Consider the following 25,563-nt stretch of genomic DNA (forward strand, 5'->3'; position numbering starts at 1 on the left):
GGCCGCCCAGCCTACCCGAGCCAGGCTCAGGCAAAACCAGATGGCCGGGCCGTGGCGATGCCCTCAGCATCGCGGCATTCGTCCCTTGAAAACCCAATCCCTGCGCAGGATGTTCCATGAACAATGATGGTTCGACGCTCGCGATCGTCGTCGCGGTATTCGCCCTGGCCGGGGTGGTGAAGGGCATGATCGGGCTGGGCCTGCCGACCATCGCGATGGGCCTGCTGACGCTGGCGATGCCGCCCGCCGCGGCCGCCAGCCTGCTGGTGGTGCCCTCGCTGGTCACCAATGTCTGGCAGTTGCTGCGCGGCCCCGCGTTCGGCGCGCTGGCCCGGCGCCTGGCCACGCTGCTCGCCGGGCTCGCGCTCGGCACCTTTGCCGGCGGCCTGCCGTCGCTGGCGCATGCCGCCCCCTGGACTCGCGACGCGCTCGGCGCGGTGGTCGCGCTGTACGGCCTGTGGGGCCTGGCCGCCGCGCGCCTGCCGGCGCCGGGCCGCCACGAGCGCTGGCTGTCGCCGCTGGTCGGCTATCTGACGGGCGCGGTGACGGCCGCCACCGGCGTGTTCGTGATGCCGGCCGTGCCTTACCTGCAGGCCCTGCAGCTCGACAAGGACGAGCTGGTGCAGGCGCTCGGGCTGTCCTTCACGGCCTCGACCCTGGCGCTGGCCGCGCAACTGGCCTGGAGCGCCAGCCTGCAACCGGTCGACGTCGGCATGTCGGCGTTCGCGCTGGTGCCGGCGCTGCTCGGCATGGCGGGCGGCCAGGTGCTGCGCGCACGGGTGGGCGAGCGCGCTTTCCGCCGCGTGTTCTTCGCGGGGCTGGTGGTGCTCGGGCTCTACATGGCGATCGCGCCCGCGCATGCCTAAAGCCGGTTGCCGGGCCGGCGAAAACCCCGCATCCTTGTCGGCGCCCGCGCTCGCGGGCGCATCATGGCAGGCTGCCGCCGCCGACTTCATCGCGCCGCGCGCGCCGCCGAGATACATGGGACATCACGCCAAGCCTCGCCCCGACGATTCCGCCCGCGATACCCCGCAGGTCCTGCACCGCGCGCTCGCCGAGCATCTGGCCGGCGAGATCGGGGCCGGCCTCTGGAGCGCCGGGCAGCGCCTGCCCTCGGTGCGCGAGCTGGCGCGCAGCCGCTCGGTCAGCGTCACCACGGTGCTGGCCGCCTATCGGGCGCTCGAGGATCGGCGCCTGATCGAGAGCCGGCCGAAGCAGGGTTATTTCGTCAGCAGCCCGGCGGGCGAACCGCGGCAGGTCGTGACGCGCGCGAGCGAGGCGGCCGGCCGGGGCGCCGCGCCCTGGCCGGGCGTCGATCCCACGCAGCTCGGCGATGACGGACTCGAGCACGACGCGCTCGACCCCATCGCGCTCGACCCCATCGCGCTCGGCGACATGGAAGGCCGTCCCGGCGTGGTGTCGTTCGGCACCGCCTTGTGCGGCGAGGCGCTGTTCCCGGTCGAGGCGCTGGCGCGCAGCATCGCCTCCACGGCGCGCCGCCATGGCGGGCTGCTCGCCGCGGTGTCGTTCTCGCCCGGCGCCGAGCGCTTGCGCGCCAGCCTGGCCTCGCACGCGGCGAACTGGAATTGCCACTTCGGCGCCGACGAGGTGCTGGTCACCAATGGCTGCGTCGAGGCCTTCGGCCTGTGCCTGCAGACGGTGGCGCGGCCCGGCGATGCGGTGATCGTCGAATCGCCGGCCTATTACGGCTTCCTCTCGACGCTGGCGCGGCTCGGCATGCAGCCCGTGCCGATCCGCTTCGACGGCCGCGCCGGCGAGGCGCTGGCCGAGATCGAGCGGCTTGCCGACGAACGGCGCATCGGCGCCTGCCTGCTGTCGACGGCGGTCAGCAATCCCACCGGCGCGAGCCTGGACGACCCGACGCGCGCCGCGCTGGTCGCGCGGCTGGCGGCGCGCGCGATCCCGCTGATCGAGGACGCCACCTTCAGCGACCTGCATTTCGAGTCCGTGCAACGCGCGGCCAAGTCCTACGACCGCGACGGCAACGTGCTGCTCTGCAGTTCGCTGTCGAAGACGCTGGCGCCGGGGCTTCGGCTCGGCTGGGTCAGCGGCGGGCGTTTCCACCGCGAGATCGTCGAACTCAAGCGCACCATGAGCGTCGGCCAGCCGCTGATCATCCAGGAGGCCGTCGGGCAGTTCCTCGACGGCGGCGGCTATCGGCATCATCTGCGGCGGCTGCGGGCACGTTGCCGCGCGCAGGTCGACGAGACGGTCGAGCACCTGCGTGCTCGCGTGCCGGAAGGCACGCTGGTGGAGGCGCCGGAAGGCGGTTACCTGTTGTGGGTGGGGCTGCCGGAAGGGGTGTCGTCGGAGGCGCTGGCGCGGCGCGCGGGCCGCGAGGGGATCGCCTTCGCGCCCGGCACGCTGTTCGCGCCCGAGCGCGTCCATGACGACCGGATCCGGCTCAATTGCGGCTACCCGCTCGACGATGCGCGGCGCGCGGCGCTCACGCGGCTGGCCGCGCTGATCGCGGAGATGGCGGGCTAGTTCTTCACGCGCCCGCGCCGCCGGGCACTCAGAGGCTCAGCGAGCCGCGCGAGACGAGCACCGCGTGACCGCCGATCTCGAAGCGCGGCCCATCCTCGGCGCGGCGCCAGAAGAGGCTCGCGTCGCGGCCGAGATGGCGCCCTTGGGACGCCGTCGCGACCGCGCCATTGCCACGTGCCGGCCATCGCCCCTTCGCCGCCAGCATCGCGGCCGCGCAGGCATTGCCGCCGCCGCAGGCGGCATCCTCGTCGACGCCGATCGCCGGGCCGAACGAGCGCAGTTCGAAATCGGCCGCGCCGTGCCGGCCGGGCGCCACCGCCGTGATGCCCGACACTTCGTGGCGACGGCTCAACCGCTCGACGGCATCGAGCTCCGGCGCCAACGCGTCGAGCTTTTCCGCCGATTCGAACCAGACCACCAGCCAGCGCGGGCCGGCCGCCACGCAAGCCATGTCAGCGTGTCGGCCGCTTGCGCCGAGCGCACCGAGCACCTCGCGCGCGCCTTGCGCATCGAGCGGCTCGATACGCGGCTCGGGCGTCTCGAACCAGATCCTGCCGTCGTCGCCGTCGTCGACGCGCATCGTCACCTGCCCATGAGGGCTCTGCTGCACCAGCCGGCCCGCGCGCGGTGTCACCAGCCCGGCGGCGAGCAGAGCCCGCGCGGTGCCGATCGAGGGATGGCCGGCGAAGGGCAGTTCGCGCCGGGGCGACCAGATCCGCACGTGGTAGTCCGCGCCGCCGCGCGCTGCCTCGCCATCCGGCGCCGGCATCGCGAACACCGTTTCCGGCATGCCGTTCCAGGCGGCCAGCGCCTGCATGCGCGCCGCGTCGGGCATCACGTCGGGCAGCACCACGGCGACCGGATTGCCGAGCAGCGCGCGCCGCGTGAACACGTCGACGAGAAACAGCGTGGCGTTCACGACGCGGCCTCCTCGGCGAGTTCCGCGAGCCATTCGCCAGCCCGTTCGCAATCCTCACGGCTCACGTCGAGATGCGTGGTGACGCGGATCCGCGTGTCGTCGAGCGCGCGAATCCGCACGCCGCGCGCGAGCGCGCGCTCGGCGAAGGCACGCGCGCCGATCGGCAGCCCGGGCAGCGCGAACAGCAGGATATTGGTTTGCGGATTTGCCTCCAGCCGAAGGCCGGGCGCCGCCGCCAGGCGCGCCGCGATCAGCGCGGCATGCGCGTGATCGTCGGCGAGCCGCTCGACGTGATGGTCGAGCGCATGGAGCGCCGCCGCCGCGAGGATCCCCGACTGGCGCATCGCGCCGCCGAGCCGGTATTTCCAGGTCCAGGCCTCGCGCACGAAGCGCGCGCTGCCGGCCAGCACCGCGCCGACCGGGCAGCCCAGCCCCTTGCTGAAATCGAGCCAGGCGCTGTCCCAGCCTTGCGCGTAGGTGGCGGCGGCGATGCCGGTGGCGACCGAGGCGTTCAGCAGGCGCGCGCCGTCCAGGTGCGCGACGAGGCCGGCTTCATGGGCCACGTCGCGTACCGCGCGCAGCGTGTCGAGCGGCCAGATCGCACCGCCGCTGAAATTGGTGGTCTGCTCGATCGACACCATCGCCGAGCGCGGCGCGGTGCGCGAGGGCGCGCGGATCGCGGCGCGGCATTGCTCGGCCGTGAAGATGCCGTCGCGCGTGACCAGCGGCGCGACCGCCACGCCCGCGATGGCCGAGGCGCCGGCCGCCTCGGTCGCGCAGAGATGGGCGCCGGCGTCGGCGATCAGCTCGTCGCCGGGACGCGTGTGGACCAGGGTGGCGACCAGGTTGCACATGGTGCCCGACGGCATGAACACCGCCGCCTCGCAGCCGAGCAGGGCGGCCACGCGTTCGCAGAGCGCGCGCGTGGTCGGGTCCTCGTCGGCCTGCTCGTCGCCGACCGGCGCGGCGGCCATCGCCGCGCGCATCGCCGCGGTGGGGCGCGTCTGGGTATCGCTGTAGAGATCGATCATCGCGACGCCTCGGCGGGCCAGGCGGCACCGGCGCCGGCATCGGCACCCGGCACGACGTCCGGCGCAGCATCCGGCACGAAGGGCGCATACAGCGCCTCGTCGGCCGCGCCCGATGCGCCAGCGACGCTCGCCGCGCCGTCGAAGCCGTCGTGGAAGCTGGCCGGCGCCAGCGCGCGGCGGTTCACGCGCAGCTCGAACACGTCGAAGCGGTTGTAGTAGCCCACCACGTCCTGGAACTGCTTGGGCACCACGCAGCGGGCCAGGTCGATATCGGCATAGACGATGCCTTCCTCGTCGCGCAGCACCTCGCTGATCACCGTGCCGTTCGGCCCGAAGATCATCGACACGCTCTTGGGCGACTCCTCCAGCAGGCGCCGCGCGCGGGCGTCGTCGCGCGCGATCAGGTCGATCGCCTCCGGCGGCAGGAAGCCCGAGGCGACGATGTTGAACAGCTTGCCCTCGAAGGCATGGGCGCCCGCGCGCAGCCGGATCGCGGCCTCCAGGTCGTAGCCGCCCTCGCCGGGCGGGTGGGTCGGCCAGCGCGGCGAGAACGAGGAGATATGGACGTTCTCGCCCTGCGCCAGCAGCGCGAAGCGCGCCAGCGAATTGGTGTTCTCGCCGCATACCAGCGCGCCGATCCGGCCCAGCGGCGTATCCACCACGCGCAGGCCGCTGCCGTCGCCGTTGGCCCAGGTCAGCTTCTCCCAGTAGGTCGGCACCAGCTTGCGATGGCGGTTCAGCAGGCGGCCGTCCGCGCCGATCAGCAGGTTGCTGTCCCAGATGCAGGCCGGGCTGACATGCGTGCCTTCGTTGATGCCGATCGAGACGATCACGCCGTGGCGGCGCGCGGCCTCCTGCAACTGCCGCACCTCGGGGCCGGGCACGCGGATCGCGCTGGCGGCCAGGCGCTCGAAGAAGGGATGCACGTCGACCGGCGCGAACACGCCCGACCAGACCGGGAAGGCCGACACGAAGGCTTCCGGGAAGGCCACCAGGGCCGCGCCGTTGGCGGCGGCCTCGGCGATCAGCGCGCAGGCCTTGTCGACGGTGCGCGGCGTATCGAAGTAACAGGGCGCGACATGGCAGGCGGCCGCGCGAAATGCCGGGTAGGAATTCATGATCGACGGGAGTGACGAGACAGCGGCCATTGTCGGGCGCGCCGCCGCGGCGTGTCGATGCACAGAGCCCGGCGATTCCGCTGGAACAGGGCGGCGGGACGGGCGCTCGCGGTGGTTGCTCGATGAGCCGTTCAGTCGACTGCCCAGCCAGCCGCTCGATCAGCCGCTCGACCGGGCGGCTCAGCCGGGCGCCGGTTCTTCCGCCGGGCCGCCCTCGCTGAGAAAATCGACGAACTCGCGCGTGTATTTCGGCAGTGCCTCGAAATCGCGCGCGCAGAGCACCAGCCGCCGGTAGGCCCAGGCGTCGGTCAGCCCGACGGTGGCCAGCTTCATGCTGGCCATCGCGCGCTGCGCGGCATGGCGCGACACCACGCCGATTCCGACCCCGCTCTCGATCACGCGGCAGATCGCGTCGAAGCTGCGCAACTGGGCGCGGTAGGTGATGCGCTTGCCGAGCGCGCGGGCCTGGTCGGCCAGGTGCACGTGCAGGGCGCTGCCTTCGGTCAGGCCGACGAATTCCGCGTCGACGATCTCGTCGAACGACACCGAGCCGCGCCGCGCCAGCGGATCCCCGGCCGCGGCGACCACCAGCAGCCAGTCCTCGCGGAACGGCTTCTGTTCCAGCCCCTCCAGCCCGACCGAATCGGCGACGATGCCGACCTCGGCGGTGCGGCTGCGGATCGCGTGGACGATCTCCTCGCTGGAGCGCTCCTCGACGCTGACCGACATGCGCGGATGGCGCGGCAGGTAGGCCGCGAGCGCGTCGGGCAGGTACTCGCTGAGCGAGGCGGTGTTGCAGAGCAGCCGGATCCGGCCGCGCAGGCCGTTGCCGTATTGCTGCAGCTCGCCGTGCATCTGGTCGATCTGCTGCAGCACGGTGCGCGCGTGATGCTCGAGCGAGCGGCCCGCGTCGGTCGGCAGGGTGCCGCTCTTCGTGCGGTGCAGCAGCGGCACGCCGAGCGTGTCCTCCATGCCGCGGATCCGCTCGCTGGCCGATTGCAGGGTGATGTGGGTGCGCTCGGCGCCGCCGGTGATGCTGCCCGCCTGACAGACGTTCAGGAACAGGCGCAGGTCGGTGAGATCGAATCGCATGTGGGGTTCCGTTGCGGGGAGGGCGGCCGTCGGGCGCGACGCGCCGCGGCCGGCGATACGGTAGCAGGCTTCGCGCGGCGCGGGCGTCAGTCATTGCCTGAGGATCGCTTCGACAGATCCGCATGGTCGGCGCGGCCGCGCTCGCCGATCATGCGCCTCATGGCCCGGCCACGGGCTTTCCTCGTTTTCCGTCCATGCCAGGAGGTGGGTATGCAGGTCGGTCCCGACTGGTTCGTTTCGTTCAAGCTCGCGCTGCATATCCTGATGCTCTGCATCGGCCTGGCGACGGCCTGGCACACGCTGCTCGAGCGGCTCGGCTGAGCGCGGCGCCGGGCCGCCGCCGCAATTTGTCATGCTTGCTTGCATCCGGTTACAGGTCTGGGCCGCCAATTTTGAGAAGCTTGGCGGCCCCAGGACCGAGATCCTCGCCAGACATGAATTCCATCGCATGAACCCCAGGCAGACGATGTTCCGAGGCGCCGCGCGCGCCGCCGCGATCGCGGCCTTGTGCGCCGCCGCCGGCTGCGCCACGCAGCGCGAGGCGGTGCCGCCGAGCGACACGCTGGCGAGCGGCGCCGTTGCCGTGCCGGCCGCCGCGCCCTCGGCGGCCGACGTCGCGCAGATCATGCGCGCCACGCGCCGTCATGCGCAGCGCGTCACGCTGGCCTGGCCGGCCGAGGGCCCGGTGGTGGAGCCGTTCCAGCCGGGGCGCAATCGCGGCATCGGGATCTCGGTGCGCTCGGGCGAGCCGGTGCGCGCCGCCGCCGACGGCCGCGTGATGTATGCCGGCACCGGCTTGAACGACTACGGCTCGCTGGTGATCGTGCAGCACAACGCCGATTTCCTGACCGCCTATGCGCGCGGCAGCCGCCTGCTGGTGAAGACCGGCGATATCGTGCGGCAGGGCGAGCCGATCGCCGAAGCCGGCGGCGCGGGCTGGGTGCGCGGCACGGCCGTGCTGTTCGAGGTGCGCCGCGACGGCAAGCCGGTCGATCCGGTCGCCTACCTGCCGGCGCGCGAGAGTTGACCGGGTGCGCTTGGCCCGGCGTCGGCGCGGGATTTCCTGCGGCCTGGCTGGCCGCGCGGATTTCCGCGCTCAGGCCCAACCCGGCTCGGCGCCGCGCGATCCGCTGCCATTTCGCCTGATCGCGTCCGGAGCCGGGGCCGAACCATCGGCGGCGCGGCGCGAACCATTGCCGCCTCGCCGCGGTCTACCCGATCCGGCATCGTGAGTATCGCGACCGACGATGCCCGGCGGTGGCGCCGGCCATCTCGCGCCATGCCGCCGATCCACCCCTGAACCACCGATCGAGACATCGACCCGTCATGACCCATTCCCCGCTCCGCCGTTCGCTGCTGCTCGCCGCCGTTTCCGCTCCCGTTCTTGCCGCCTGCGCCGTGGTTGGCCATCAGGACGGCAAGAAGGACGGCGTGAAGGAAGACGCCCGGACTCGCGACGCGGCCCGGCAGATCGCGGCGCTCGAAAGCAGCTTCGGCGGGCGCATCGGCGTGAGCGCGATCGACACCGGCAGCGGCCGGCGAATCCTGCACCGCGCCGACGAGCGCTTTGCGCTGTGCAGCACCTTCAAGGTGGTGCTGGTCTCGGCCGTGCTGGCGCGCGCGACCGGCGACGCGCGCTTGCTGTCGAGCGTGATCCGCTATACGCGGCACGACCTGGTGAGCTATTCGCCGGTCACCGAGAAAAACCTCGCCACCGGCATGACGGTGGCGGCCTTGTGCGCCGCCGCGATCCAGTACAGCGACAACACCGCGGCCAACCTGCTGATCCGGCTGATCGGCGATCCGGCCGCGGTGACGGCCTATGCGCGTTCGATCGGCGACGCCAGCTTCCGCCTCGATCGCCTGGAAACCGAGCTGAACGAAGCGGTGCCCGGCGACGAACGCGATACCACCACGCCGGCCGCGATGGCCGACACGCTGCGCCGCGTCACGCTCGGCGACGGGCTCGATCCGTCCGGCCGCGCGCAACTGGTGACCTGGATGCTGGGCAATACCACCGGCGAGACGCGGATCCGTGCCGGCGTGCCGGCCGGCTGGCGGGTGGCCGACAAGACCGGCAGCGGCGACTACGGCACCGCCAACGACGTGGCCGTGCTGTATTCGCCGAGCCGCCAGCCGGTGGTGCTGACGGTCTACACCACGCGCCCGGGCAAGGACGCGAAATACGACAACGCGACCCTTGCCGCGGTCGCGCGCATCGTCACCGCCACCTTCGCCTGAACGCGTGAGCGCCTGAGCACCTGAACCTGAACATCCGAGCGCTTCTCCGGCGTGCCGAAAACCGGGCGCGCACGGCGCCCGGAAGCGGCCGGCGCCGGCGCGGACGAGCGCTCGCCGCGGCGGGTGCCGCAAGTCACGCCGAGCCCGCCCCGGCCGGCGCCGATCGTCCACGCCACCGCGCGCTCCTCGCGCAAAACCCCCGGATCGCTTATCTTGGCGCCTTGCGCGCCGCATCGGCCGGCGCGCCCGTCTTCCGTTCGCGCCAGCCATGCATCGTCTTCCGCCGCTCAATGCCCTGCAGGTCTTCGTCACGGTCGCGCGCCACCTGAACTTCACGCGCGCGGCCGAGGCGCTGTGCCTGACCCAGGGCGCGGTCAGCCGCCAGATCCAGTCGCTCGAGGCGCATTACGGCTTCCCGCTGTTCGTGCGGCGCGCCAAGGGGCTGGCGCTCACCCCCGAGGGCGAGCAACTGCTGCCGGTGGTCAGCGAGAGCTTCGCGCGCATCGACGACGTCTCGCGGCGCCTGACGCGCCAGCGCACCGACCTGGCGCTGAAGGTGCCGACCTGCGTGATGCGCTGGATCCTGCCCAAGGTGATGCAGTTCCAGACCGAGCATCCGGACCTGCACGTGCAGATGACCACCACCTGGCGGCACGACGTCGATTTCGCGACCGAGCCCTTCGATGCGGCGATCGTCTACGGCATGGCGGCGACGCCCGAGGTGCGCGTCGTGCCGCTGTTCGCCGAGCGGCTCACGCCGGTCTGCGCGCCCGAGCTGCTGGCCGAGCGGCCGATCGCCTCGGGTGCCGACCTGGCGCGCCACACGCTGCTGCATCCCACCCGCGACCATCGCGACTGGCGCCAATGGCTGGCCCATGCCGGCATCGAGGGCATCGATCCGGCGCGCGGGCCGAGCTTCGACACGCTGGACCTGGCCACCAATGCCGCCATGCAGGGTTTCGGCATCGCCATCAGCGATGTCACGCTGATCGCCGACGACGTGGCCGCGCGGCGCCTGGCGAGGCCCTTCGAGGCGGTGCTCGGCACCGGCGCGCGCTACGACTTCGTCTGCCCGGCGCGCAACGCGGCCCAGCCGAAGCTGGACCTGTTCAGCGACTGGCTGGCGGCGCACCGCGACTGAGCCGCGGCGGCGGAGCACGGGATGCGCCTCGATGCGCGCTCAACGATAGTCGACCGTCACGATCATGGGGTTGCGCCGGGTGCCCTGGCCCGGGATGGCGAACGGCGCGGAGGCGATCGTCAGCGTTGACGAGCCGAGCTTGCGGCCGCTGTACAGGTCGACGAAGCCGACCTGCCCGAAGGCCGGCCTGGCACAGTTCGGTTGCACGCGTGTGGCGGCGGCATCGACCTGGAACGAGCAGGGCGGCTCGACGATGCGCCCGCTGAACTGGATGGTGCCGCCCTGCGCATGCGCGGCGGTGCCGGGCAGCGCGAGCAGCGCGCAGGCGGCGAGCGTCAGGACGGCGAGGTGCCGCCATCCTGACGGATTCGCAAGACTCGGAAAACCACGCGCAGACGATAGCGACGGCAGCGACGAACGGGCGATCATGACGGACTCCGAATCGGTGGGGTCGGACTTGTTGGCACGTCGCGGCGGGACACTCGCCGACGACGGCCTGCTCACCCGCATTGACGGCATCCAGGGCGGTTGCCTTGAGCGGATTTTTGACGTTTTTTGACAAAGTTCGCTGCTTCAATGCTAGGAGATGGTCGGGCCGATGTCAGGCCGCTTCGATCGAGCCGGCGGCGACGCGAATTCGTGTGCTGAAAGGGACGGCAACGGACGGCAAGAACGCGGATCGTCGACGATCGCGGGCCGCCGCAAGCACATGCGAGATGCCGCCGGACCTGGTGGCGGTGCCGGCCGGGCGGTGTTCTAGAGGGGTTCTTCGGTCGGGAGGGGAGGCAGGCCGGCTTGGTTGTACGCGCAACGGCCGTGGCGCGGTGGAGGGAGCGGAACGCCGCCGAGCCGACGGCGTTCCGCCGGGCTGGTTCAGCCGGCGCGCTTGCGCACCGCGCCGACGATCACCAGCAGCACGATCGCGCCGATGATCGAGGCGATCCAGCCGGCGCCCTGGCCGGGCTGGTACCAGCCGGCGGCGCGGCCGACGTAGCCGGCGATCACCGAGCCGACGATGCCGAGCACGATGGTCATCACCATGCCCATCTTGTCGTCGCCGGGTTTCAGCGCGCGGGCGAGCAGGCCGACGACCAGGCCGACCACGAGCGTTTCGATGAGATGAATCACGGGCGCTCCTCTAGCGGTTGGGAAAAGGCATGGACCGGCCGGCGCGCGCGAAGTTCGGATCGGGTTCGTCGCGGTTCGGCCGGGCTTGCCGTGCGATCTTACGCCAGCCGCGATCGGGTTCGCCACTCTCGCGTACCCGGCTGGCCACGCAGCATGCTGCGCCGCGAGGTGGCGCGTGCCGCGCATGACGCCGGCGGCTGCCGCGCCGCAACCGCCATGGCAGTCGCAAGCGCCGCCACCGCAAGCTTGCGCCCCGGCTTCAGCCGCCGGCGCGCCGATAACCGTCGGTGGCGCGCAGCAGGGTACGCGTGTACGCGTTCGCCACCTGTCCCGCGCGCAGCGCCTCCACCGTCAGTTGCTCGACGATCTCCCCATGCTGCATCACGGCGAGCCGCTGGCAGAGGAAGCCGACCACGGCCAGGTTGTGGCTCACCAGCAGCATGGTCAGCCCGCGCTCGCGATGCAGGCGGCGCAGCAGGTTCAGGATCTCGGCCTGCACCGAGACGTCGAGCGCCGAGGTCGGTTCGTCGAGCAGCAGCACGCGCGGCTCGACGATCAGCGCGCGCGCGATCGCCACGCGCTGGCGCTGGCCGCCCGAAAGCTGGTGCGGATAGCGGAAGCGGAAGCTGCCGCCGAGCCCGACCTCGGCCAGCGCCCGCGGAATCCGCGTATCGGCGTCGGCGATGCCGTGGATCGCCAGCGGCTCGCGCAGCGTCTCGTCCACCGTGAAGCGCGGATGCAGCGAGGCATAGGGGTCCTGGAACACCATCTGCACGTCGCGGCGGAAGGCGCGGTCGAGCCGGCCGTGCACGGCGCGGCCGTCGATCGCCAGCGAGCCGGCCGAGGTGGGGACCAGGCCCGTCAGCGCGCGCAGCACGGTGGACTTGCCCGAGCCCGATTCGCCGACCAGCCCGAAGGCGCCGCCGCGCGCCACCGCGAAGCTCGCGCCGCGCAGCGCGTCGACGTGGCCGCCGCGCGTGGCGAAGCGCACCGAGGCCTCGCGCACCGCGATCATCGGCTCGGCCGGCTCGGCCGGCTCGATCGGCAGTGCCGCGCCTGCCTCGATCCCGTGTTCCGGCATCATTGCTGCACCTCCTTCAGCCAGGCCGGATCGCGCGCCAGCACCGGCAGCGATTCGGGCGGCGCGGCCAGCGGCGGCGTCGCGCCGAGCAGCCCGCGCGTGTAGGGATGCTTCGCGTGGGCCAGATCGCGCGCCGCGCAGGTCTCCACCACGCGCCCCGCGTACATCACCGCCACGCGATCGCAGAACGACATCACCAGCGGCAGGTCGTGGCTGATGAACAGCAGGCCGCTGTTGTGCCTGGCCACCATCGCGTCGAGCACCGCCAGCACCTGCATCGACACCGCCACGTCGAGCGCCGAGGTCGGCTCGTCGGCGATCAGCAGGCGCGGCCCGGTGGAGACCATCATCGCGATCATCACGCGCTGCCCCATGCCGCCCGACAGCTCGTGCGGATAGGCATCGGCCACGCGCGCCGGATCGCGGATCTCGACCGCCTCGAGCGCGGCCACGATGCGCTCGCGCAGCGCGCGTCCCCTCAGGCCCGGCTCGCGCAGCCGGAACGCCTCGGCCATCTGCCGGGCCACCGTCATCACCGGGTTCAGCGAGTACTTGGGATCCTGCAGGATCATCGCGATCTCGGCGCCGCAGAGGCGCCGCCGCTCGGCCTCGCGCATCGTCAGCAGGTCGCGGCCGGCGAAGCGCATGGCGCGCGCCGACCACTGCGCGGCACCCGGCAGCAGGCCGAGCAGGGCGCGGCCCGTCAGCGACTTGCCCGAGCCCGATTCGCCGACGATGCCGAGCCGCTCGCCCGGCGCGAGCGTGAGCGAGAGGTCGCGCACCGCGTCCGCGAGCCGGCCGTCGTGGCCGCGAAAGCCGATCCGCAGCCCGTCGATCTCGACCAGCGGCGCGGCGGCGGGCGGGGTGTTGCCGATGGCGGGCGTCTGCATCGCGTCAGGCTCCATGGCGCGGGTCCAGCACGTCGCGCAGCCCGTCGCCGAGCAGGTTGAAGGCCAGGCTGACCAGCAGGATCGCCACGCCGGGCAGGGTGGCCACCCACCAGGCGTCGAGCAGCACGTTGCGGCCCGAGGCCACCATGAAGCCCCATTCCGGGCTGGGCGGCTGCGCGCCGAGGCCGAGGAAGCCGAGCCCGGCCACCGTCAGGATGATGCCGGCCATGTCGAGCGTGGCGCGCACGATCACAGAGGACAGGCACAGCGGCACGATATAGCGGCGCAGGATGCGCCAGCCCGAGGCGCCCTGCAGGCGTGCGGCATGGATGAAGTCGGCCTGCGCGGTGCGGATCGTCTCGGCGCGCGCGAGCCGCGCATAGGCCGGCCAGGCCGTGATCGAGATCGCCACCACCGCGTTGACGATGCCCGGCCCGAGCGCGGCCGCGAAGGCCAGCGCCAGCACGATCTTCGGGAAGGCCAGGGCGATGTCGGTGAGGCGCATCAGGATGCTGTCGACGAAGCCGCCGATGAAACCGGCGGTGGTGCCGATCAGCACCCCGATCGGCACCACGATCGCCACCACCAGGATCGCGATGCCGAGCGTGATGCGCGAGCCGCCGATCATGCGCGAGAGGATGTCGCGCCCGAGCTGGTCGGTGCCGAGCCAGTGCGAGGGCGTGCCGGGCGGCAGCAGCCGGTCGTTCAGCACCTGGCGCAGCGGGTCGTGCGGCATCAGCAGCGGCGCGAGCAGGGCCACCAGCACCAGCGCGGCCAGGATCGCCAGCCCCAGCAGGTTCAGCGGATTGCGCGCGAAGCGCTGCCAGCGTCGCCAGGCCAGGCCCAGCGAGGCCTGCCGGCGCGAGGCGGGGGTCTCGCTGAGCAGCCAGGCGCGCCAGCGGCCGGCGGGCGGGGAAGCTTGGGGAGGAGCGGGAGGCTGGGTCATCGGAGTCCGGTGGAGGCGGCCAGGCGCGCGGGCACGGAGCGGGCCGGCGTCAGCGCGCGCGCGGATCGAACACGCGGTAGAGCGCGTCGGTCAGCAGGTTGAGGGTGATGAACATCGCGCCGATCACCAGCGTCGAGCCCAGCACCGCGTTCATGTCGCCGTTGAGCAGCGCGCCGGTCAGGTAGGAGCCGATGCCGGGCCAGGCGAACACGATCTCGGTGAGCACCGAGCCTTCGAGCAGGTTGCTGTAGGTCAGCGCGATCACGGTCAGCAGCGGCACGGCGATATTGCCGAAGGCGTGGCGCCAGATCACGCGGCGCTCGGGCACGCCCTTGGCGCGCGCGGTGACGATGTATTCCTGGCTGAGCTGCTCGAGCATGAAGGCGCGTGTCATGCGGCTCAGGTAGGCCACCGAGTAGTAGCCGAGGATCGCGGCCGGCAGCGCGATGTGCGAGACCGCGTTGCGCCAGACTTCCCATTCGCCGGCCAGCGCCGCGTCGATCAGCAGGATGCCGGTGCGCGTGTCGACCATGCCGTCCCAGGCGGGATCGAGCCGGCCCGGGCCGCCCACCCAGTGCAGCTTCGCGTAGAACAGCAGCAGGCCCATCAGGCCCAGCCAGAACACCGGCACCGAGCTGCCGATCAGGCCGACGAAACGCGCCACGTGATCGATCGGGCGGTTGTGGCGCACCGCGGCGGCCACCCCGAGCGGCACGCCGATGCCGATCCCGATCAGGGTGGCGATGGTTGCCAGTTCGAGGGTGGCGGGGAACACGCGCAGGATGTCGTCGCCGACCGGGTTCGAGGTCAGCAGCGAGGTGCCCAGGTTGCCGTGCAGCACGTCGCGCACGTAGATCGCGAACTGCGTGAGCAGCGGCTTGTCCAGCCCGAGCGCGGCGCGTTCGGCCGCGTAGGCGGCGGCCGAGGCGCGATCGCCGAGCACCGCCAGCACCGGGTCGATCGGCACCTTGCGGCCGATCACGAAGGTCAGCGCCAGCAGGCCGGCGAAGGTGACGGCCAGCGTCAGCGCCCAGCGCAGCACGCGCAGCGCCCAGCGCGCGAGCGGCTGCCGCGCGGGCAGCGTGCGCAGCGAGTCGAACAGCGTGGAGGGGGACGACATCGGGCGGGGCATCTCCTGGGCGGTGAAATCGTTCGCGCGGCCAGCGGCGCGAACCCGAAGTATGCCGGATGCGCGGGGGCGCGAAAACCGGGTGGGCGGATCGCGGTTGGGCAAGCCGTCGTGTTCGCCTATCATTCGCGTGGGCGACGATCCGCGATGAGGGCGCGGGGCGGTCGTTCGCCACCATGAACACGACACGAGGGAAAGATCATGAGAGCAATCGGCTCGTTACTGCTGTCAATCTGCTGCGGCCTGTTCTGCGGCAGCGCACTGGCGGCGGGGCAGGTCATCGGCGGGGTCGACGGTTTCGGCAGGGATGCGTCGGGCAATCCGGTGCTGTCTGGATGGACCTGCCAGGTCGGCAATCCCGCGCCGATCCAGGTCGATCTCTACCTGAACCAGCCCTATTCGCCCCAGGCGGGTGCTTCCGGCTTCTTCGCCGGGCGTTTCGCGGCGAACCAGCCGAGCGAGCCGGCGATCGCCTCGCAATGCGGTACCGGCGGTGCCAACTACCGCTTTTCGGTCACGCTCGCTTCGAGCCAGTACCTGGCGGGCTCGTCGGTGTTCGCCTACGGGATCCTGCCGACGGGCGGCACGCAGTTGTCGGCGGGCGCATCGTTCCGGATCCCGGCCAACCCGAATGGCGCGGTGTATCCAGGCTCGGTGGCGACCGGCACCTCGCTGGTGGTCTACGACACCTTCTACGATTCGGGCTCGGGTTGCGCGCCCCTGATCGACACGGCGCTCTATCCGATCAGCTTTCCCTCGCCCGACGGCAACGGCGTGCTGCTGAGGTTTCCGGTCCTGTCCGACGACGGCCGGGATCTCAACTACCTGGTGACGGGGCAGATGAACGCTCAGGGAGCGGAGGTGCAGCCATTTCATGCGAATTGCGCGCCGACGCTGGCGAGTCCGCAGAATGTCGACAGCAACGCCTTTGAGGGCAATATGTGGCTGGCCGGCTTTTACAAGGCGGCCAACGGCGACGTGTATTCGCTGGTGCACAACGAGTACTACGGCGGCCGGTACCCCGATGCGAATTTCCTGATCCCGTCCTCGGCCGGATGCAGCCTCGGCCAGCCGGCCGGCACGCCGATCAACGCGCTCGGCTGTACCTACGCCTCGCTGAGCATCGCCAGGATGCCGGCGGGCAGCGCCAGCTTTTCGCTGATCGGTGCAGCCCCCCAGCATGTCGCGGCTCGTCCGCAGGCAGCATATGTGCCGAACCTCGGCCGGCCGGCCGGCTATTTCACCAACACCAATATCGTGTCGGGTGGCGATGGCTACTACTACGCGCTGACCGTCGACAATCTCGCCTCGGGTGGCGATCGACGCTGCCCGATCCGAACCCAGGACATCGGCAATCCGGCCGGGTGGAAAGGTTGGGATGGCAGCGCCTACACGATCGATACACCGCACGGCGCGGATTGCGTTGATGCGAACGGGCTGGGCGGCATTTTTCCGTTCTATCTCGGTTACAGCACGACCTTCCAGGCCTATATCGTGGTCGGCGCGGCGCCGTCGAGCAGCGCCGCCAACGCGCCCGCGATGATCGCCTACGCGCTGTCGAAGGATTTCGTGCATTGGTCGCAGCCGGTCAGCTTCGGCGTGCCGATCTTCAACAGCGCGCCGGCGACGGGGTGGACGGCGAATAATTACGCATCCTTGCTGGATGTCGGCCAGATCCAGAATAGCCAGGACGACAGGGCCTCGACCGGCGCGCTGGTGGGACAGACGCCGTGGCTGGTGTTCCAGCAGCGATATGTGTGTACTCCCGGTCAGGACCCGGATTGCCCGCCGGCCGGTCGACCGCCGCGCACGCGCTATACGGCGGTGCCGCTGTCCTTCTCGATCCAATGAGATGGCGATGCGCGCCGGCGGCCGGCTGTCCCGCCGCCGCGCGCCTTACTTTTTCAACTGCCGATACGAAACCAGGTCGTTGATCGGTCCCACCGCCAGCCCGCTCACGCCCGGCGCGGTCGCCACCTGGGCCACCTTCTCGAACAGGATCACGAAGGGCGAATTCGCCAGTACCGCCTTCTGCATCGCCTGGTACTGCTGCGCGCGCCGGGTGGGCGAGGGTTCGGCCAGCGCCGCGTCGGTCTGCCTGGTTAGCTCGGGAATGTTCCAGGCATTGCGCCAGGCCAGCATCTTGAAGCTCGAGTTGTCCGAATTGTCGGGATTCCAGGCGAAACCCTGCGCGTTGCTGTGCGGGTCGATGTAGTCGGCCGACCAGTCGCCGATGTAGATGTCGTGCTGGCGCGCGCGGTACTTGGCCAGCGTCTGCTTGTTGTCGCCGGGGATCAGCGTGAGCTTGATGCCCGCCTGCGCGAAATTGGCCTGGATCGCCTGGGCGATCTCGGTGTACGGGTAGTCGTTGCGCACGTCCATCGTCACCGCGAAGCCGTTCGGCACGCCGGCCTTGGCCAGCAGCGCCTTGGCGCGCGCCACGTCGAGATGATAGGGATTGCTGTCGAGCGTGCCGAGGAAGCCGTCGGGCAGGAAGCTCTGGTGCACGCGGTAGGTGGTCTTCACCACGTTGCGCTGGATGCCCTGGTAGTCGACCAGCCATTTGAGCGCTTCCTGCACCTGCGGCCTGGCCAGCGTCGGATTCCTGGTGTTCAGGCCGAGATAGAGCAGGGTGGCCTGCGGCGAGGCCGCCACCCTGGCCTTGCCGCTCTTGACCACGGCGGCCAGGTCGTCGGGGCTCAGGTCGCGCGCCGCGTCGATGTCGCCGCTCTCCAGCATCAGCCGCTGGGTGGCCGCCTCGGGCACGTGTCGCAGCACGATGCGCTTCATCGCCAGCGGCAGGCGGTAGCCGTCGAAGCGCTGCAGCACCAGGCTGTCGCCGGCCGTCCACTTCACCAGCCGGTAGCCGCCCGAGCCGGCCTCGTGGGTCTTGAGCCAGCCGTTGCCGTAGTCGCCGTTCTGCTGCTGCGCGAGCAGCAGCGTGCGATCGACCACCGAGGCCGGCCAGGAGCCCAGCACGTTCAGCACGAAGGTCGGCGCGTACTTGCGATCGGTGCGGATCATCACGGTGTGATCGTCGAGCTTGCTCACGTTCTGCATCACGTTGGCCTTGTTCAGGCCGATGCCGGCCAGCACCGCGGCCGGGCCCTTGTCGAGCAGCACCGCGCGCTGGATCGACCAGGCCACGTCCTCGGCCGTCAGCGCATTGCCGGAATGGAAGCGCAGGCCGTCGCGCAGCCGGAACGTGAAGCCGGTGCCCTCGGCGTCGACGCTCCACGATTGCGCGATGTCGCCGTCGAACTTCGAGGGATCGGCGAGATTGACGCGCACCAGCCGGTCGTAGACGTTCGCGATGTATTCCTCCGGCACCAGCTCGTAGACCTCGGCCGGGTCGAGCGTCGAGAACTCGTCGAGCAGGGTGGCCATCACGAACATGTCCTTCGGCGTGGCGGCCTGCGCCTCGCCGGCGGGCACGGCGGCCAGCGCGAAGCAGGTCGAGGAGGCGGCGAGCAACGCGGCAAGCGAGGACATGCGGGGCTTCATACACACTCCATGGTTCGGAACCTGAGGCTGGCGGGATGACGAGCGGAACGCGGCCTGCCCGGCGACGGCACGGGCCTGCCGTATTAAAGCAGAGAGCGGGGGGCGACCGGAACCGGCCAAAATTCGACGGGAGGGGAGCGACGGGCGCGGGGCGGCGCCGGCACGGGCCGCCCGCGTGAGTGCCGGGCCCGGCGCGGCCGGGCCCGGGCACGCTTATTTCTTCAGCGTGCGATACGAGGTGAGGTCGTTGATCGGGCCGATCTCGGGGCCGGTCACGCCGGGGCGCGTGGCCACCTGCACCACCTTCTCGAACAGGATCACGAAGGGCGAATTCGTGAGCACCGACTGCTGCAACTGCTGGTACAGCTTCGCGCGCCGGGTGGCCGACGGTTCGGCCAGCGCCGCATCGGTCTGCCGCGTCAGCTCGGGAATGTTCCAGGCATTGCGCCAGGCCAGCATGCGGGTGGGCGCGTTGTCGGAGTTGTCGGGGTTCCAGGCGAAGCCGCGCGCGTTGCTGTTCGGGTCCATGTAGTCGGGCGACCACTCGCCGATGAAGATGTCGTGCTGGCGCGCGCGGTACTTGCCGATCGCCTGCTTGGCGTCGCCCGGGATCAGCTTGACGCGGATCCCGCCGGCCGCGAAGTTGGCCTGCAGGGCCTGCGCGATCTCGACGAAGGGGTAGTCGTTCGGCATGTCCATGCTCACGTCGAAGCCGTTCGGCAGGCCGGCCTTGGCCAGCAGCGCCTTGGCGCGGGCCACGTCGCGATGGTAAGGGTTGCTGTCGAGCGCGCCGAGGAAGCCGTCGGGCAGGAAGGTCTGGTGGACCTTGTAGGTGCTGGCGAGGATGTTGCGCTGGATGCCCTGGTAGTCCACCAGCCACTTCATCGCCTGCTGCACTTCCGGCTTGGCGAGGTTCGGGTTCTTGGTGTTCAGGCTCAGGTACATCAGCGCGGCCACCGGGGTGGCGCTGACCTGAATCTTGCCGGCCTTGGCCAGGCTGGCGAGGCTGTCCGGGCTCAGGTTGCGCGCCGCGTCGACATCGCCGTTCTCGAGCAGCAGCCGCTGCGCCGAGGCCTCGGGCACATGGCGCAGCACCACGCGCTTCATCGGATAGGGCGAGGGGTAGCCGTCGAAGCGCTGCAGCACGATGCTTTCGTTGGGCGACCACTTCACCAGCCGGTACGGGCCCGAGCCGGCGTCGTTGGTCTTGAGCCAGGCATTGCCGTAGTCGCCGCCGCTCGCGTGCGATTCGAGCAGCTTGCGCTCGACGATCGAGGCGGGGCCCGCGCTCAGCACGTTGAGCACGAAGCTCGGCGCGGTCTTGCGATCGGTCTGCAGGCTCACGGTGGCGCCGTCGACCGCGCGCACCTTCTGCATCACGTTGTCCTTGGTGAGGCCGAGGTCGGCCAGCACGCCGGCCGGGCCCTTGCCGAGCAGCACCGTGCGCTGGATCGACCAGGCCACGTCGTCGGCCGTCACCGGGTTGCCCGAATGGAACTTGAGGCCCGGTTTCAGCTTGAAGGTGTAGGTGGTGCCGTCGGCGCCCACGCTCCACGACTGCGCGATGCGGCCTTCGAATTTGGTCGGGTCGCGCAGGTCGACGCGCACCAGCCGCTCGTAGGTGTTGGCGACGTATTCGGACGGCACCAGCTCGTAGATCTCGGCCGGATCGAGCGTGGTGAACTCGCCGATCTGGGTGGCGATCACGAAGATGCCGGGCGGCGTCGCGGCGGCGGCCGGGGCGGCAGGCGAGAGCGCCGTCGCGAGCGCGGCGGTGATGGCGAGCGTGGACAGCAGACGCTTCATGCGGGCTCCGTCGGAGAAGGGGAAAGCGCGATTCTCTCATTGAATGGAGGTGGGGCCGGCGAAGCGGGGCCACGACGCCGCGCATGCGATCGCGCCTGCCTCGGCGCGAGGCTGGCGCCGTTCAGGATCTGTCCTCTCCCGGCTTGCCGTCGGGGTCGGGCGGCCGGCGCTTGAACGGTCGTTCGGATTCCTGCTCCGTATCGCTCGGCGCCGGCTTCCGGGCTGGCTGGCGGCTGGACGTCGGCCGCCGGCCGAGCGTCGAGTCGAAGGGCCGCTTTCGGCCGCGCCCGTCATTGTCCGATCGTGTCGTGGTGGTGGTCACCGCCGGCAAGGGCGCAGGGGCGAGCGGCGGCTGCTGTTGCGCGTCCTGTACGGCGACGGGCGGCGGCGCAAGCGGCCCGGGCGGCGGCCACGGCCCCGGGTTCGCGAGGTCGAGCAGGTTGGCGTCGGCCAGGGTAAGCGGCCCCTCGTCGACATAGGTATAGACATAACCGTATTGAATCCGCTGCACGTGATAGTAGTCGGGCGAGACGCGGCTGTCGTCGCGGTAGCTCCAGTAGCCCGCGTCGTCGCGCGTGCTGGTCGTGTAGTGGCCGACATAAGGTTGCGCGCCGACGTGGTAGACGACCGTCTGGATGCGGTAGCGGCGCCCGTTGAGCGCGAAGCGTCGCGGCATGTCGATGGGCCGGCTGTCCTTGCGGATCCGCTGCCGCGCCTGGACCCAGCGCATGAGCTGGATCGTGATCGCGCGCGGCGCCTCGTTGCCGAGGCTGATCTGGCTGTCGCCCGTCGAGGTAAACACGAGATTGCGCTGCGCGCCGCCATGGTTGACCGGCGTCACGCCGCTGATCTGCGCGATCGGCTCCCTGCTCTGATAGCGGCGCAGCGCGTCCCGCAGGCTGTCGACGCCGGTGATCTGCAGCTTGATCAGCCAGTCAGCCGTGCGCACGTCGGCGAAATTGCCGAATCCGGTGCCCAGTGCCGGCGTGAAGGGCGAGAAGCCGGCCGGGGCCACACCGTCGCGCAGCTCGAGATCCCGGCCGAGGGAGATGCGCTTGCTGTAGACCTGGGTGAGCCGGTAATTGGCACCGCCCGCATTGGCGGTGCCGAAGTGGTCGATCAGATTGCCCAGCAGTTCGGTCGGATCGCGTTGGGCGTTCAGCGCCAGCGCGCCGTCGCCGAGCAGGCCCGCTGCGTCGAGCGTGATGAGCAGGTGGCCCACGGTGGCGGAGTCGACGGGCAGTCCGTGGCGTATCGTGGCCAGCGTGGCCTCGATCTGCGCGCGCGGCTCGGCGAGCGGATCGACGGCGGGGGGCGGCAGCGCCGCGAACAGGCTCCGATACGGCGACAGCGCCAGCAGGTTCAGCGCGGCCGCGAGATAGCAGGTGTTGCCGACATTGGCGATGCCGGTCGATTGCCACGAGTCGGGCGACAGGCGCAGGAACGCGCGCGTGTGGGGATCGTCGGCCTCCTTGGCCTTCAGCGTGGCGCCGAAGCGTCGCTCGATGCGCTGCGTCACATCGCGTCGGTCGGCATCGGGCAGTGCCCGGAGCGCGGCATCGAGGTCGTGCTTGCTTTGTGCCGGCGCGAGCACCTCGTCGACATAAACAGCGAGCACGTCGTCGAGCACAATGCGCATGGCCCGCTGGCGCTCGCGCAGCGTCGCGGCGTCCCCGTCCGGCCGCTTGTCGATCGCATTCCACATCGTCTCGCGCCCCATCAGCGCCATGAACCGGTCGTATTGACCGGCGTCCTTCAGTTGCGCGGCCAGCGAGGCGGTGTTGGCGCTGTCCCTGCCGCCGTAGAAGATGCGATCCGCGCGCAGGCGGTAGGTGGCCGTCAGCCGATGGAACGCGGCTTCCTCGATCGGCTTGACCAGGGCGTTCGCGGCGCGCATGAACTCGGGCGTGCCGATCGCGCTGAGCCGGCCCATGGTGAACTTGTCGGCACTCAGCTGCTGATGCTTCGACAGGCTTTCGACGATGATGAAATTCTCGTAGCCAGCCGCGAGATCGAGCTTGGCGGCATCCGACAGCGGCGCGTTCGTCACGTCGACGATCGGCACGGTGGTGTCGTTGAGCGGGTCGGGGCCGGTGCTCGGTCCTGCCCCGCTCGCGGTCTGGTTCGCGAAGCGGCGGAACACCTCGCCGTAGGGCACGCGGTTGCGGCTTGCCTGGATCGAGGTCAGCACCGGGTTCAGGTCGGCGGCGATGATCGCGGGCGGTGCCGTGCCCTGCCGGTCCCGCTCGTCGAGCGCCTCGTCCAGGGCGGCGCTGTCGAGATAGCCCTGCGCGCCGCGATTGATCGGCCGGATGTAGAGGTTTTCCTTGTCGACCGACGAGTATTCGAAATAGCTGTACAGGTCGATCGACTCGAGCGGTTCGTCAGCGCCGATGCGTTTGTGGTCGATCGCCCAGGTGCGCGCGAGCAGGTTGGCGGTCACGATCGCCTGCATGCCGCTGTCCAGGTAGAACGTCGCGGTGTCGTGCCGCGTGGGGTCGAGCGAGAGCGAGTCACGCAGATACTGCGGATACGGGTCGTTTCGCACGGCGTCTGGCGAGTCGGGGCCATGCGCGTTGAAGGCTTCGAGCAGATAGCTGTACTCCATCAGGTTCTCGATCACCGAGGCCGCCTTCACATAGGCGGCCTCGTGGTCGGTGGATTTCCTCGCCACCGGGCGCGCGAGCAGGAACTGCGCGCGCTTGAGGTTGCGTTGCAGGCGCACCATGATCCATCGCGCGAAGGCCCGGGGGCCGTCGATCGACACCACGCCGTGCAAGCTGTCCTGTGCATAGCGGACCGCCGTCTTCAGGGCCTCGCGATAGAGCGGCACGTCGCGCCATTGCGTCGTGGATGCGGCAGGCCTGGGCCGCGTGCTCCGGGTAAGGTCCGGTTTCTGGAAGCGCGAGTCGTTCCCGTGCAGGATCTCGAGGGCCTTGACGACCAAGCCCTTGAAGACATTGGGCGGTGTCAGGCCGGGCCAGAGCCGCACCGGGCCGCCCACCGACGACACGCTCGGATACAGGAAACCGAAGCTGCCGCGATGGGTCGCGCGCGTTTGCAGGCCCAATGTCCCGGCGGCCTCGTTGAATGCCGCGATAAAGGTATTGCGCCAGACCGATTCGGCGAGCGGGTTGCCGCCGGCCCGATCGACCAGCTCCAGGATCAGGCTCGCGTGGGTGGGCGACTGGATCGGCACGGCCCGCCAGCCGCGCCGGCCGGCGCTCAGTATCTTCCCGACTTCCTTCGCGGTCTGCGCGATCAGCGTGCCGCGATCGAGGAGCAGCAGATCGTGATAGTTGAGCTCGGTGTCGGGCGCGAGTTGCGCGTCCGGGATCAAGGGCTGGAGCAATGGATCGACGGTCGCCTCGGACGGTTCCCGCCACGAGCGTCGCGACGACGGCGCACTCGCCGGCGCGAGCTGCGTGCCGATCTGCACGGTGCGATAGACGTTCTGGATCAGGCCGAGCGAGCCCGTATGGGTGCCGGCGACGCTCTGGTAGACCGAGATGCTGCTGGCGGGATCCTGACTCGATCCGACGAACTGCGTCGCCTGGATCTGCGGTTTCACGTAACCGCGTTCGACCAGCGCGTCATGCAGCGCGCGATTCGTGATCTGGGCCGTGAATTTTTCCGGCAGGTCGATGCCGTCCCGTTTCGCGTTTTTTCGTACCGCTGACTTCAGCAGGGCGGTATTGTCCCGGCGCACCGGGTCGTTGCTCGATCGGTAGTACTGACCGTGCTCGACCGAGCGGAAATCGCGGCCGAGATTGTTGACCGGCACGAAATTCGCCGTGTGGGCGAAGTAGAGCTTCAGGGCCGTGGTGACGCGCTCGGGGAAATCCTGTTCCGTCAGCAGCGTCGGAATGGCCTTCGCGAGCTTGCTGTCGGGATTCGACAATTTCGCCCACGACGGCTTGCTGAACCATGCCGCCAGGGCTTCGTCCGTCGCTTTCGCGCCTGCCACGAACGGCTCGTGGGGGCGGGGGGCATAGGTAGGCAGGTTCCTTGGCTGGCTGCGGACGTAGGCGAGGTCGTGAGCATCGAGCCCGTCGTTCCAGGTCCTGATGAAGACGTGATAGAGGGGGGCGTAGTTCGCGGCCTCGCGCACCTGCCTGACCAGGGCCGACTTGATCGACTTGTAGGTTTCCTGATTGCTGCGCAGCAGCGGAAAGGTCTCGTGGATCCAGCGTGCGTTCCTCAGCGCCAGGGCCAGGCGCGCTTCGATATTCGAGCAATTGCGCAACTGGCTCAGTGCTTCGTCCGGCATGCGCTGCACCACGCCGTGCGACGGCGAGGCTCGCCAGCGGCCGATGCGCCGCGAACTGCCTGCCGCGCTCGCCCGGGACACGCCGCCCGTGCCGCCTGCATGGCTCGCTCCGTTCGTTTCGTTCGCCTCGGTCGTCCGGCCGGCTCGCAGCGCCGCTTCGCCCATCCGGTCCGCCTCGCGTTCCAGCGCGGCGTTCTCGCTGCCGGGCAGGTCGCGCTTCCATTGCACGGTGGGCGCGACGCGGCCCTGTGCCTGCTGCGCGATGTGCCAGGTTTCGTGAGGCAGATGACGTTCCTGCCCCGGCGCGAGATGGATCTCGGCGCCAAGCGCATAGGCGAGCGCGCCGAGGCGGGCGGGTTGCGGCGAACCATAGTGGACGCGCACGGCACCGAGATCGACGCCGGCGAGGTGTTCGACGCCGCGTTTCAGATCGTCGGGCAGCCCGGTGCGGTTCGGCGGCGTAGCGGGGGCGACGGGCGTGGGCGCGCTCACGGGAGGGGGCGGTACGGCGGGCGGGGGCGAAACCGCGTGCGCCGTCGCCGAGGGCGAGCCGGGCGCGCCCTTCTCGCGGACCGCGGCCGGCCAGCCCAGCGCACTGCCGCCATAGTGATACGCGGCCATCGGCACGAGCCCGGCATCGCCGCCATCGCCGGCCGCGGGCGCCGCCATCCGCCCGGGGCTGCCGGGCTCGGCCGCCTTCACGGCCGGTTTGACGACGCTCGCGCCGAGCTTGCCCATCACATCGCCTGCGCCGGTCCG

Annotated in this window: 20 protein-coding genes; 7 read left to right on the forward strand and 13 right to left on the reverse strand. The window is 70.6% G+C overall.

The genetic code is table 11. The annotated features are described in order from the left end of the window. The first annotated feature begins 116 nt into the window (after positions 1 to 116). Positions 117 to 866 (forward strand): sulfite exporter TauE/SafE family protein, encoded by a 750-nt coding sequence (locus tag FB600_RS09230; protein WP_145756595.1) that lies wholly within the window; start codon positions 117 to 119, stop codon positions 864 to 866. Between the two features lie 115 nt (positions 867 to 981). Next, on the forward strand, positions 982 to 2,508 hold the full coding sequence (locus tag FB600_RS09235) for a PLP-dependent aminotransferase family protein (protein ID WP_261383358.1): 1,527 nt from the start codon (positions 982 to 984) through the stop codon (positions 2,506 to 2,508). Between the two features lie 28 nt (positions 2,509 to 2,536). On the opposite strand, the gene FB600_RS09240 is transcribed toward FB600_RS09235, so the two are convergent. The 4 genes from FB600_RS09240 to FB600_RS09255 all read right to left on the reverse strand — a co-directional run bounded on the left by FB600_RS09240 (position 2,537) and on the right by FB600_RS09255 (position 6,668). Further along, the gene (locus FB600_RS09240) at positions 2,537 to 3,427 is read right to left on the reverse strand and encodes a PhzF family phenazine biosynthesis protein (protein ID WP_186128819.1); all 891 of its coding nucleotides are present in this window, start codon (positions 3,425 to 3,427) and stop codon (positions 2,537 to 2,539) included. Then, on the reverse strand, positions 3,424 to 4,458 hold the full coding sequence (locus FB600_RS09245) for a threonine aldolase family protein (RefSeq protein ID WP_096750863.1): 1,035 nt from the start codon (positions 4,456 to 4,458) through the stop codon (positions 3,424 to 3,426). The genes FB600_RS09240 and FB600_RS09245 overlap by 4 nt, the downstream gene beginning before the upstream one ends. Continuing rightward, complete coding sequence (locus tag FB600_RS09250; RefSeq protein ID WP_098152044.1) at positions 4,455 to 5,576, reverse strand: carbon-nitrogen hydrolase family protein; 1,122 nt, start codon at positions 5,574 to 5,576, stop codon at positions 4,455 to 4,457. The genes FB600_RS09245 and FB600_RS09250 overlap by 4 nt, the downstream gene beginning before the upstream one ends. Positions 5,577 to 5,756: 180 nt before the next feature. Then, positions 5,757 to 6,668: a LysR family transcriptional regulator gene (locus tag FB600_RS09255; RefSeq protein WP_145756601.1), complete on the reverse strand. Its 912-nt coding sequence runs from the start codon at positions 6,666 to 6,668 to the stop codon at positions 5,757 to 5,759. 448 nt (positions 6,669 to 7,116) lie between these two features. Between FB600_RS09255 and FB600_RS09260 the strand changes: the two genes are divergently transcribed. The 3 genes from FB600_RS09260 (at position 7,117) to FB600_RS09270 (ending at position 10,050) form a co-directional block, all read left to right on the forward strand. Then, complete coding sequence (locus tag FB600_RS09260) at positions 7,117 to 7,695, forward strand: murein hydrolase activator EnvC family protein (RefSeq protein ID WP_013689992.1); 579 nt, start codon at positions 7,117 to 7,119, stop codon at positions 7,693 to 7,695. A 299-nt stretch (positions 7,696 to 7,994) separates the two neighbouring features. After that, positions 7,995 to 8,909, forward strand: a complete 915-nt coding sequence (gene blaPEN-N / locus FB600_RS09265; RefSeq protein ID WP_145756603.1) for a PEN-N family class A beta-lactamase — start codon at positions 7,995 to 7,997, stop codon at positions 8,907 to 8,909. A 268-nt stretch (positions 8,910 to 9,177) separates the two neighbouring features. Next, positions 9,178 to 10,050 carry a LysR substrate-binding domain-containing protein gene (locus FB600_RS09270; protein WP_013689994.1) on the forward strand — a complete coding sequence of 291 codons (873 nt, stop codon included), beginning with the start codon at positions 9,178 to 9,180 and terminating at the stop codon, positions 10,048 to 10,050. A gap of 39 nt (positions 10,051 to 10,089) precedes the next feature. Here the strand turns inward: FB600_RS09270 and FB600_RS09275 are convergent, their stop codons facing one another. After that, positions 10,090 to 10,479: a type 1 fimbrial protein gene (locus FB600_RS09275; RefSeq protein WP_145756605.1), complete on the reverse strand. Its 390-nt coding sequence runs from the start codon at positions 10,477 to 10,479 to the stop codon at positions 10,090 to 10,092. Here FB600_RS09275 and FB600_RS37690 point away from each other — a divergent pair. Beyond that, complete coding sequence (locus FB600_RS37690; RefSeq protein WP_261383359.1) at positions 10,478 to 10,609, forward strand: hypothetical protein; 132 nt, start codon at positions 10,478 to 10,480, stop codon at positions 10,607 to 10,609. The two genes, FB600_RS09275 and FB600_RS37690, sit on opposite strands and share 2 nt — an antisense overlap. A gap of 314 nt (positions 10,610 to 10,923) precedes the next feature. On the opposite strand, the gene FB600_RS09280 is transcribed toward FB600_RS37690, so the two are convergent. The 5 genes from FB600_RS09280 to FB600_RS09300 all read right to left on the reverse strand — a co-directional run bounded on the left by FB600_RS09280 (position 10,924) and on the right by FB600_RS09300 (position 15,215). Continuing rightward, positions 10,924 to 11,178 (reverse strand): GlsB/YeaQ/YmgE family stress response membrane protein, encoded by a 255-nt coding sequence (locus FB600_RS09280; RefSeq protein ID WP_096750867.1) that lies wholly within the window; start codon positions 11,176 to 11,178, stop codon positions 10,924 to 10,926. Between the two features lie 259 nt (positions 11,179 to 11,437). After that, positions 11,438 to 12,193 carry an ABC transporter ATP-binding protein gene (locus FB600_RS09285; protein ID WP_096752831.1) on the reverse strand — a complete coding sequence of 252 codons (756 nt, stop codon included), beginning with the start codon at positions 12,191 to 12,193 and terminating at the stop codon, positions 11,438 to 11,440. A gap of 65 nt (positions 12,194 to 12,258) precedes the next feature. Next, positions 12,259 to 13,164: an ABC transporter ATP-binding protein gene (locus FB600_RS09290; RefSeq protein ID WP_409995214.1), complete on the reverse strand. Its 906-nt coding sequence runs from the start codon at positions 13,162 to 13,164 to the stop codon at positions 12,259 to 12,261. After that, positions 13,154 to 14,095, reverse strand: coding sequence for a nickel transporter permease (gene nikC, locus FB600_RS09295; RefSeq protein ID WP_145756609.1), 942 nt, complete (start codon positions 14,093 to 14,095; stop codon positions 13,154 to 13,156). The genes FB600_RS09290 and nikC overlap by 11 nt, the downstream gene beginning before the upstream one ends. 49 nt (positions 14,096 to 14,144) lie before the next feature. Continuing rightward, positions 14,145 to 15,215 carry an ABC transporter permease gene (locus FB600_RS09300; RefSeq protein WP_098182797.1) on the reverse strand — a complete coding sequence of 357 codons (1,071 nt, stop codon included), beginning with the start codon at positions 15,213 to 15,215 and terminating at the stop codon, positions 14,145 to 14,147. A gap of 210 nt (positions 15,216 to 15,425) precedes the next feature. Between FB600_RS09300 and FB600_RS09305 the strand changes: the two genes are divergently transcribed. Continuing rightward, on the forward strand, positions 15,426 to 17,075 hold the full coding sequence (locus tag FB600_RS09305) for a hypothetical protein (RefSeq protein WP_145756611.1): 1,650 nt from the start codon (positions 15,426 to 15,428) through the stop codon (positions 17,073 to 17,075). Positions 17,076 to 17,120: 45 nt separating this feature from the next. On the opposite strand, the gene FB600_RS09310 is transcribed toward FB600_RS09305, so the two are convergent. The 3 genes from FB600_RS09310 to FB600_RS09320 form a co-directional block, all read right to left on the reverse strand. Continuing rightward, entirely contained in the window at positions 17,121 to 18,728 is a 1,608-nt protein-coding gene (locus tag FB600_RS09310) for an ABC transporter substrate-binding protein (RefSeq protein ID WP_105820974.1), read from the reverse strand. 213 nt (positions 18,729 to 18,941) lie between these two features. Continuing rightward, on the reverse strand, positions 18,942 to 20,534 hold the full coding sequence (locus tag FB600_RS09315; protein ID WP_145756613.1) for an ABC transporter substrate-binding protein: 1,593 nt from the start codon (positions 20,532 to 20,534) through the stop codon (positions 18,942 to 18,944). Between the two features lie 121 nt (positions 20,535 to 20,655). Further along, positions 20,656 to 25,542, reverse strand: coding sequence for a DUF4157 domain-containing protein (locus tag FB600_RS09320; protein WP_145756615.1), 4,887 nt, complete (start codon positions 25,540 to 25,542; stop codon positions 20,656 to 20,658). Between the last annotated feature and the right edge of the window lie 21 nt (positions 25,543 to 25,563).

This window comes from Burkholderia sp. SJZ089, assembly GCF_007828315.1.
Taxonomy (GTDB): domain Bacteria; phylum Pseudomonadota; class Gammaproteobacteria; order Burkholderiales; family Burkholderiaceae; genus Burkholderia; species Burkholderia gladioli.

What these genes read in the sequence shown, in the direction of transcription:
- FB600_RS09230 (WP_145756595.1), top strand. Translation starts at nt 117, where the DNA reads ATGAACAATGATGGTTCGACGCTCGCGATCGTCGTCGCGGTATTCGCC.
- FB600_RS09235 (WP_261383358.1), top strand. Translation starts at nt 982, where the DNA reads ATGGGACATCACGCCAAGCCTCGCCCCGACGATTCCGCCCGCGATACC.
- FB600_RS09245 (WP_096750863.1), bottom strand. Translation starts at nt 4,458, where the DNA reads ATGATCGATCTCTACAGCGATACCCAGACGCGCCCCACCGCGGCGATG.
- FB600_RS09250 (WP_098152044.1), bottom strand. Translation starts at nt 5,576, where the DNA reads ATGAATTCCTACCCGGCATTTCGCGCGGCCGCCTGCCATGTCGCGCCC.
- FB600_RS09255 (WP_145756601.1), bottom strand. Translation starts at nt 6,668, where the DNA reads ATGCGATTCGATCTCACCGACCTGCGCCTGTTCCTGAACGTCTGTCAG.
- FB600_RS09260 (WP_013689992.1), top strand. Translation starts at nt 7,117, where the DNA reads ATGAACCCCAGGCAGACGATGTTCCGAGGCGCCGCGCGCGCCGCCGCG.
- blaPEN-N (WP_145756603.1), top strand. Translation starts at nt 7,995, where the DNA reads ATGACCCATTCCCCGCTCCGCCGTTCGCTGCTGCTCGCCGCCGTTTCC.
- FB600_RS09270 (WP_013689994.1), top strand. Translation starts at nt 9,178, where the DNA reads ATGCATCGTCTTCCGCCGCTCAATGCCCTGCAGGTCTTCGTCACGGTC.
- FB600_RS37690 (WP_261383359.1), top strand. Translation starts at nt 10,478, where the DNA reads ATGACGGACTCCGAATCGGTGGGGTCGGACTTGTTGGCACGTCGCGGC.
- FB600_RS09275 (WP_145756605.1), bottom strand. Translation starts at nt 10,479, where the DNA reads ATGATCGCCCGTTCGTCGCTGCCGTCGCTATCGTCTGCGCGTGGTTTT.
- FB600_RS09285 (WP_096752831.1), bottom strand. Translation starts at nt 12,193, where the DNA reads ATGATCGCGGTGCGCGAGGCCTCGGTGCGCTTCGCCACGCGCGGCGGC.
- FB600_RS09290 (WP_409995214.1), bottom strand. Translation starts at nt 13,164, where the DNA reads ATGGAGCCTGACGCGATGCAGACGCCCGCCATCGGCAACACCCCGCCC.
- nikC (WP_145756609.1), bottom strand. Translation starts at nt 14,095, where the DNA reads ATGACCCAGCCTCCCGCTCCTCCCCAAGCTTCCCCGCCCGCCGGCCGC.
- FB600_RS09300 (WP_098182797.1), bottom strand. Translation starts at nt 15,215, where the DNA reads ATGTCGTCCCCCTCCACGCTGTTCGACTCGCTGCGCACGCTGCCCGCG.
- FB600_RS09305 (WP_145756611.1), top strand. Translation starts at nt 15,426, where the DNA reads ATGAGAGCAATCGGCTCGTTACTGCTGTCAATCTGCTGCGGCCTGTTC.
- FB600_RS09310 (WP_105820974.1), bottom strand. Translation starts at nt 18,728, where the DNA reads ATGAAGCCCCGCATGTCCTCGCTTGCCGCGTTGCTCGCCGCCTCCTCG.
- FB600_RS09315 (WP_145756613.1), bottom strand. Translation starts at nt 20,534, where the DNA reads ATGAAGCGTCTGCTGTCCACGCTCGCCATCACCGCCGCGCTCGCGACG.
- FB600_RS09320 (WP_145756615.1), bottom strand. Translation starts at nt 25,542, where the DNA reads ATGGGCAAGCTCGGCGCGAGCGTCGTCAAACCGGCCGTGAAGGCGGCC.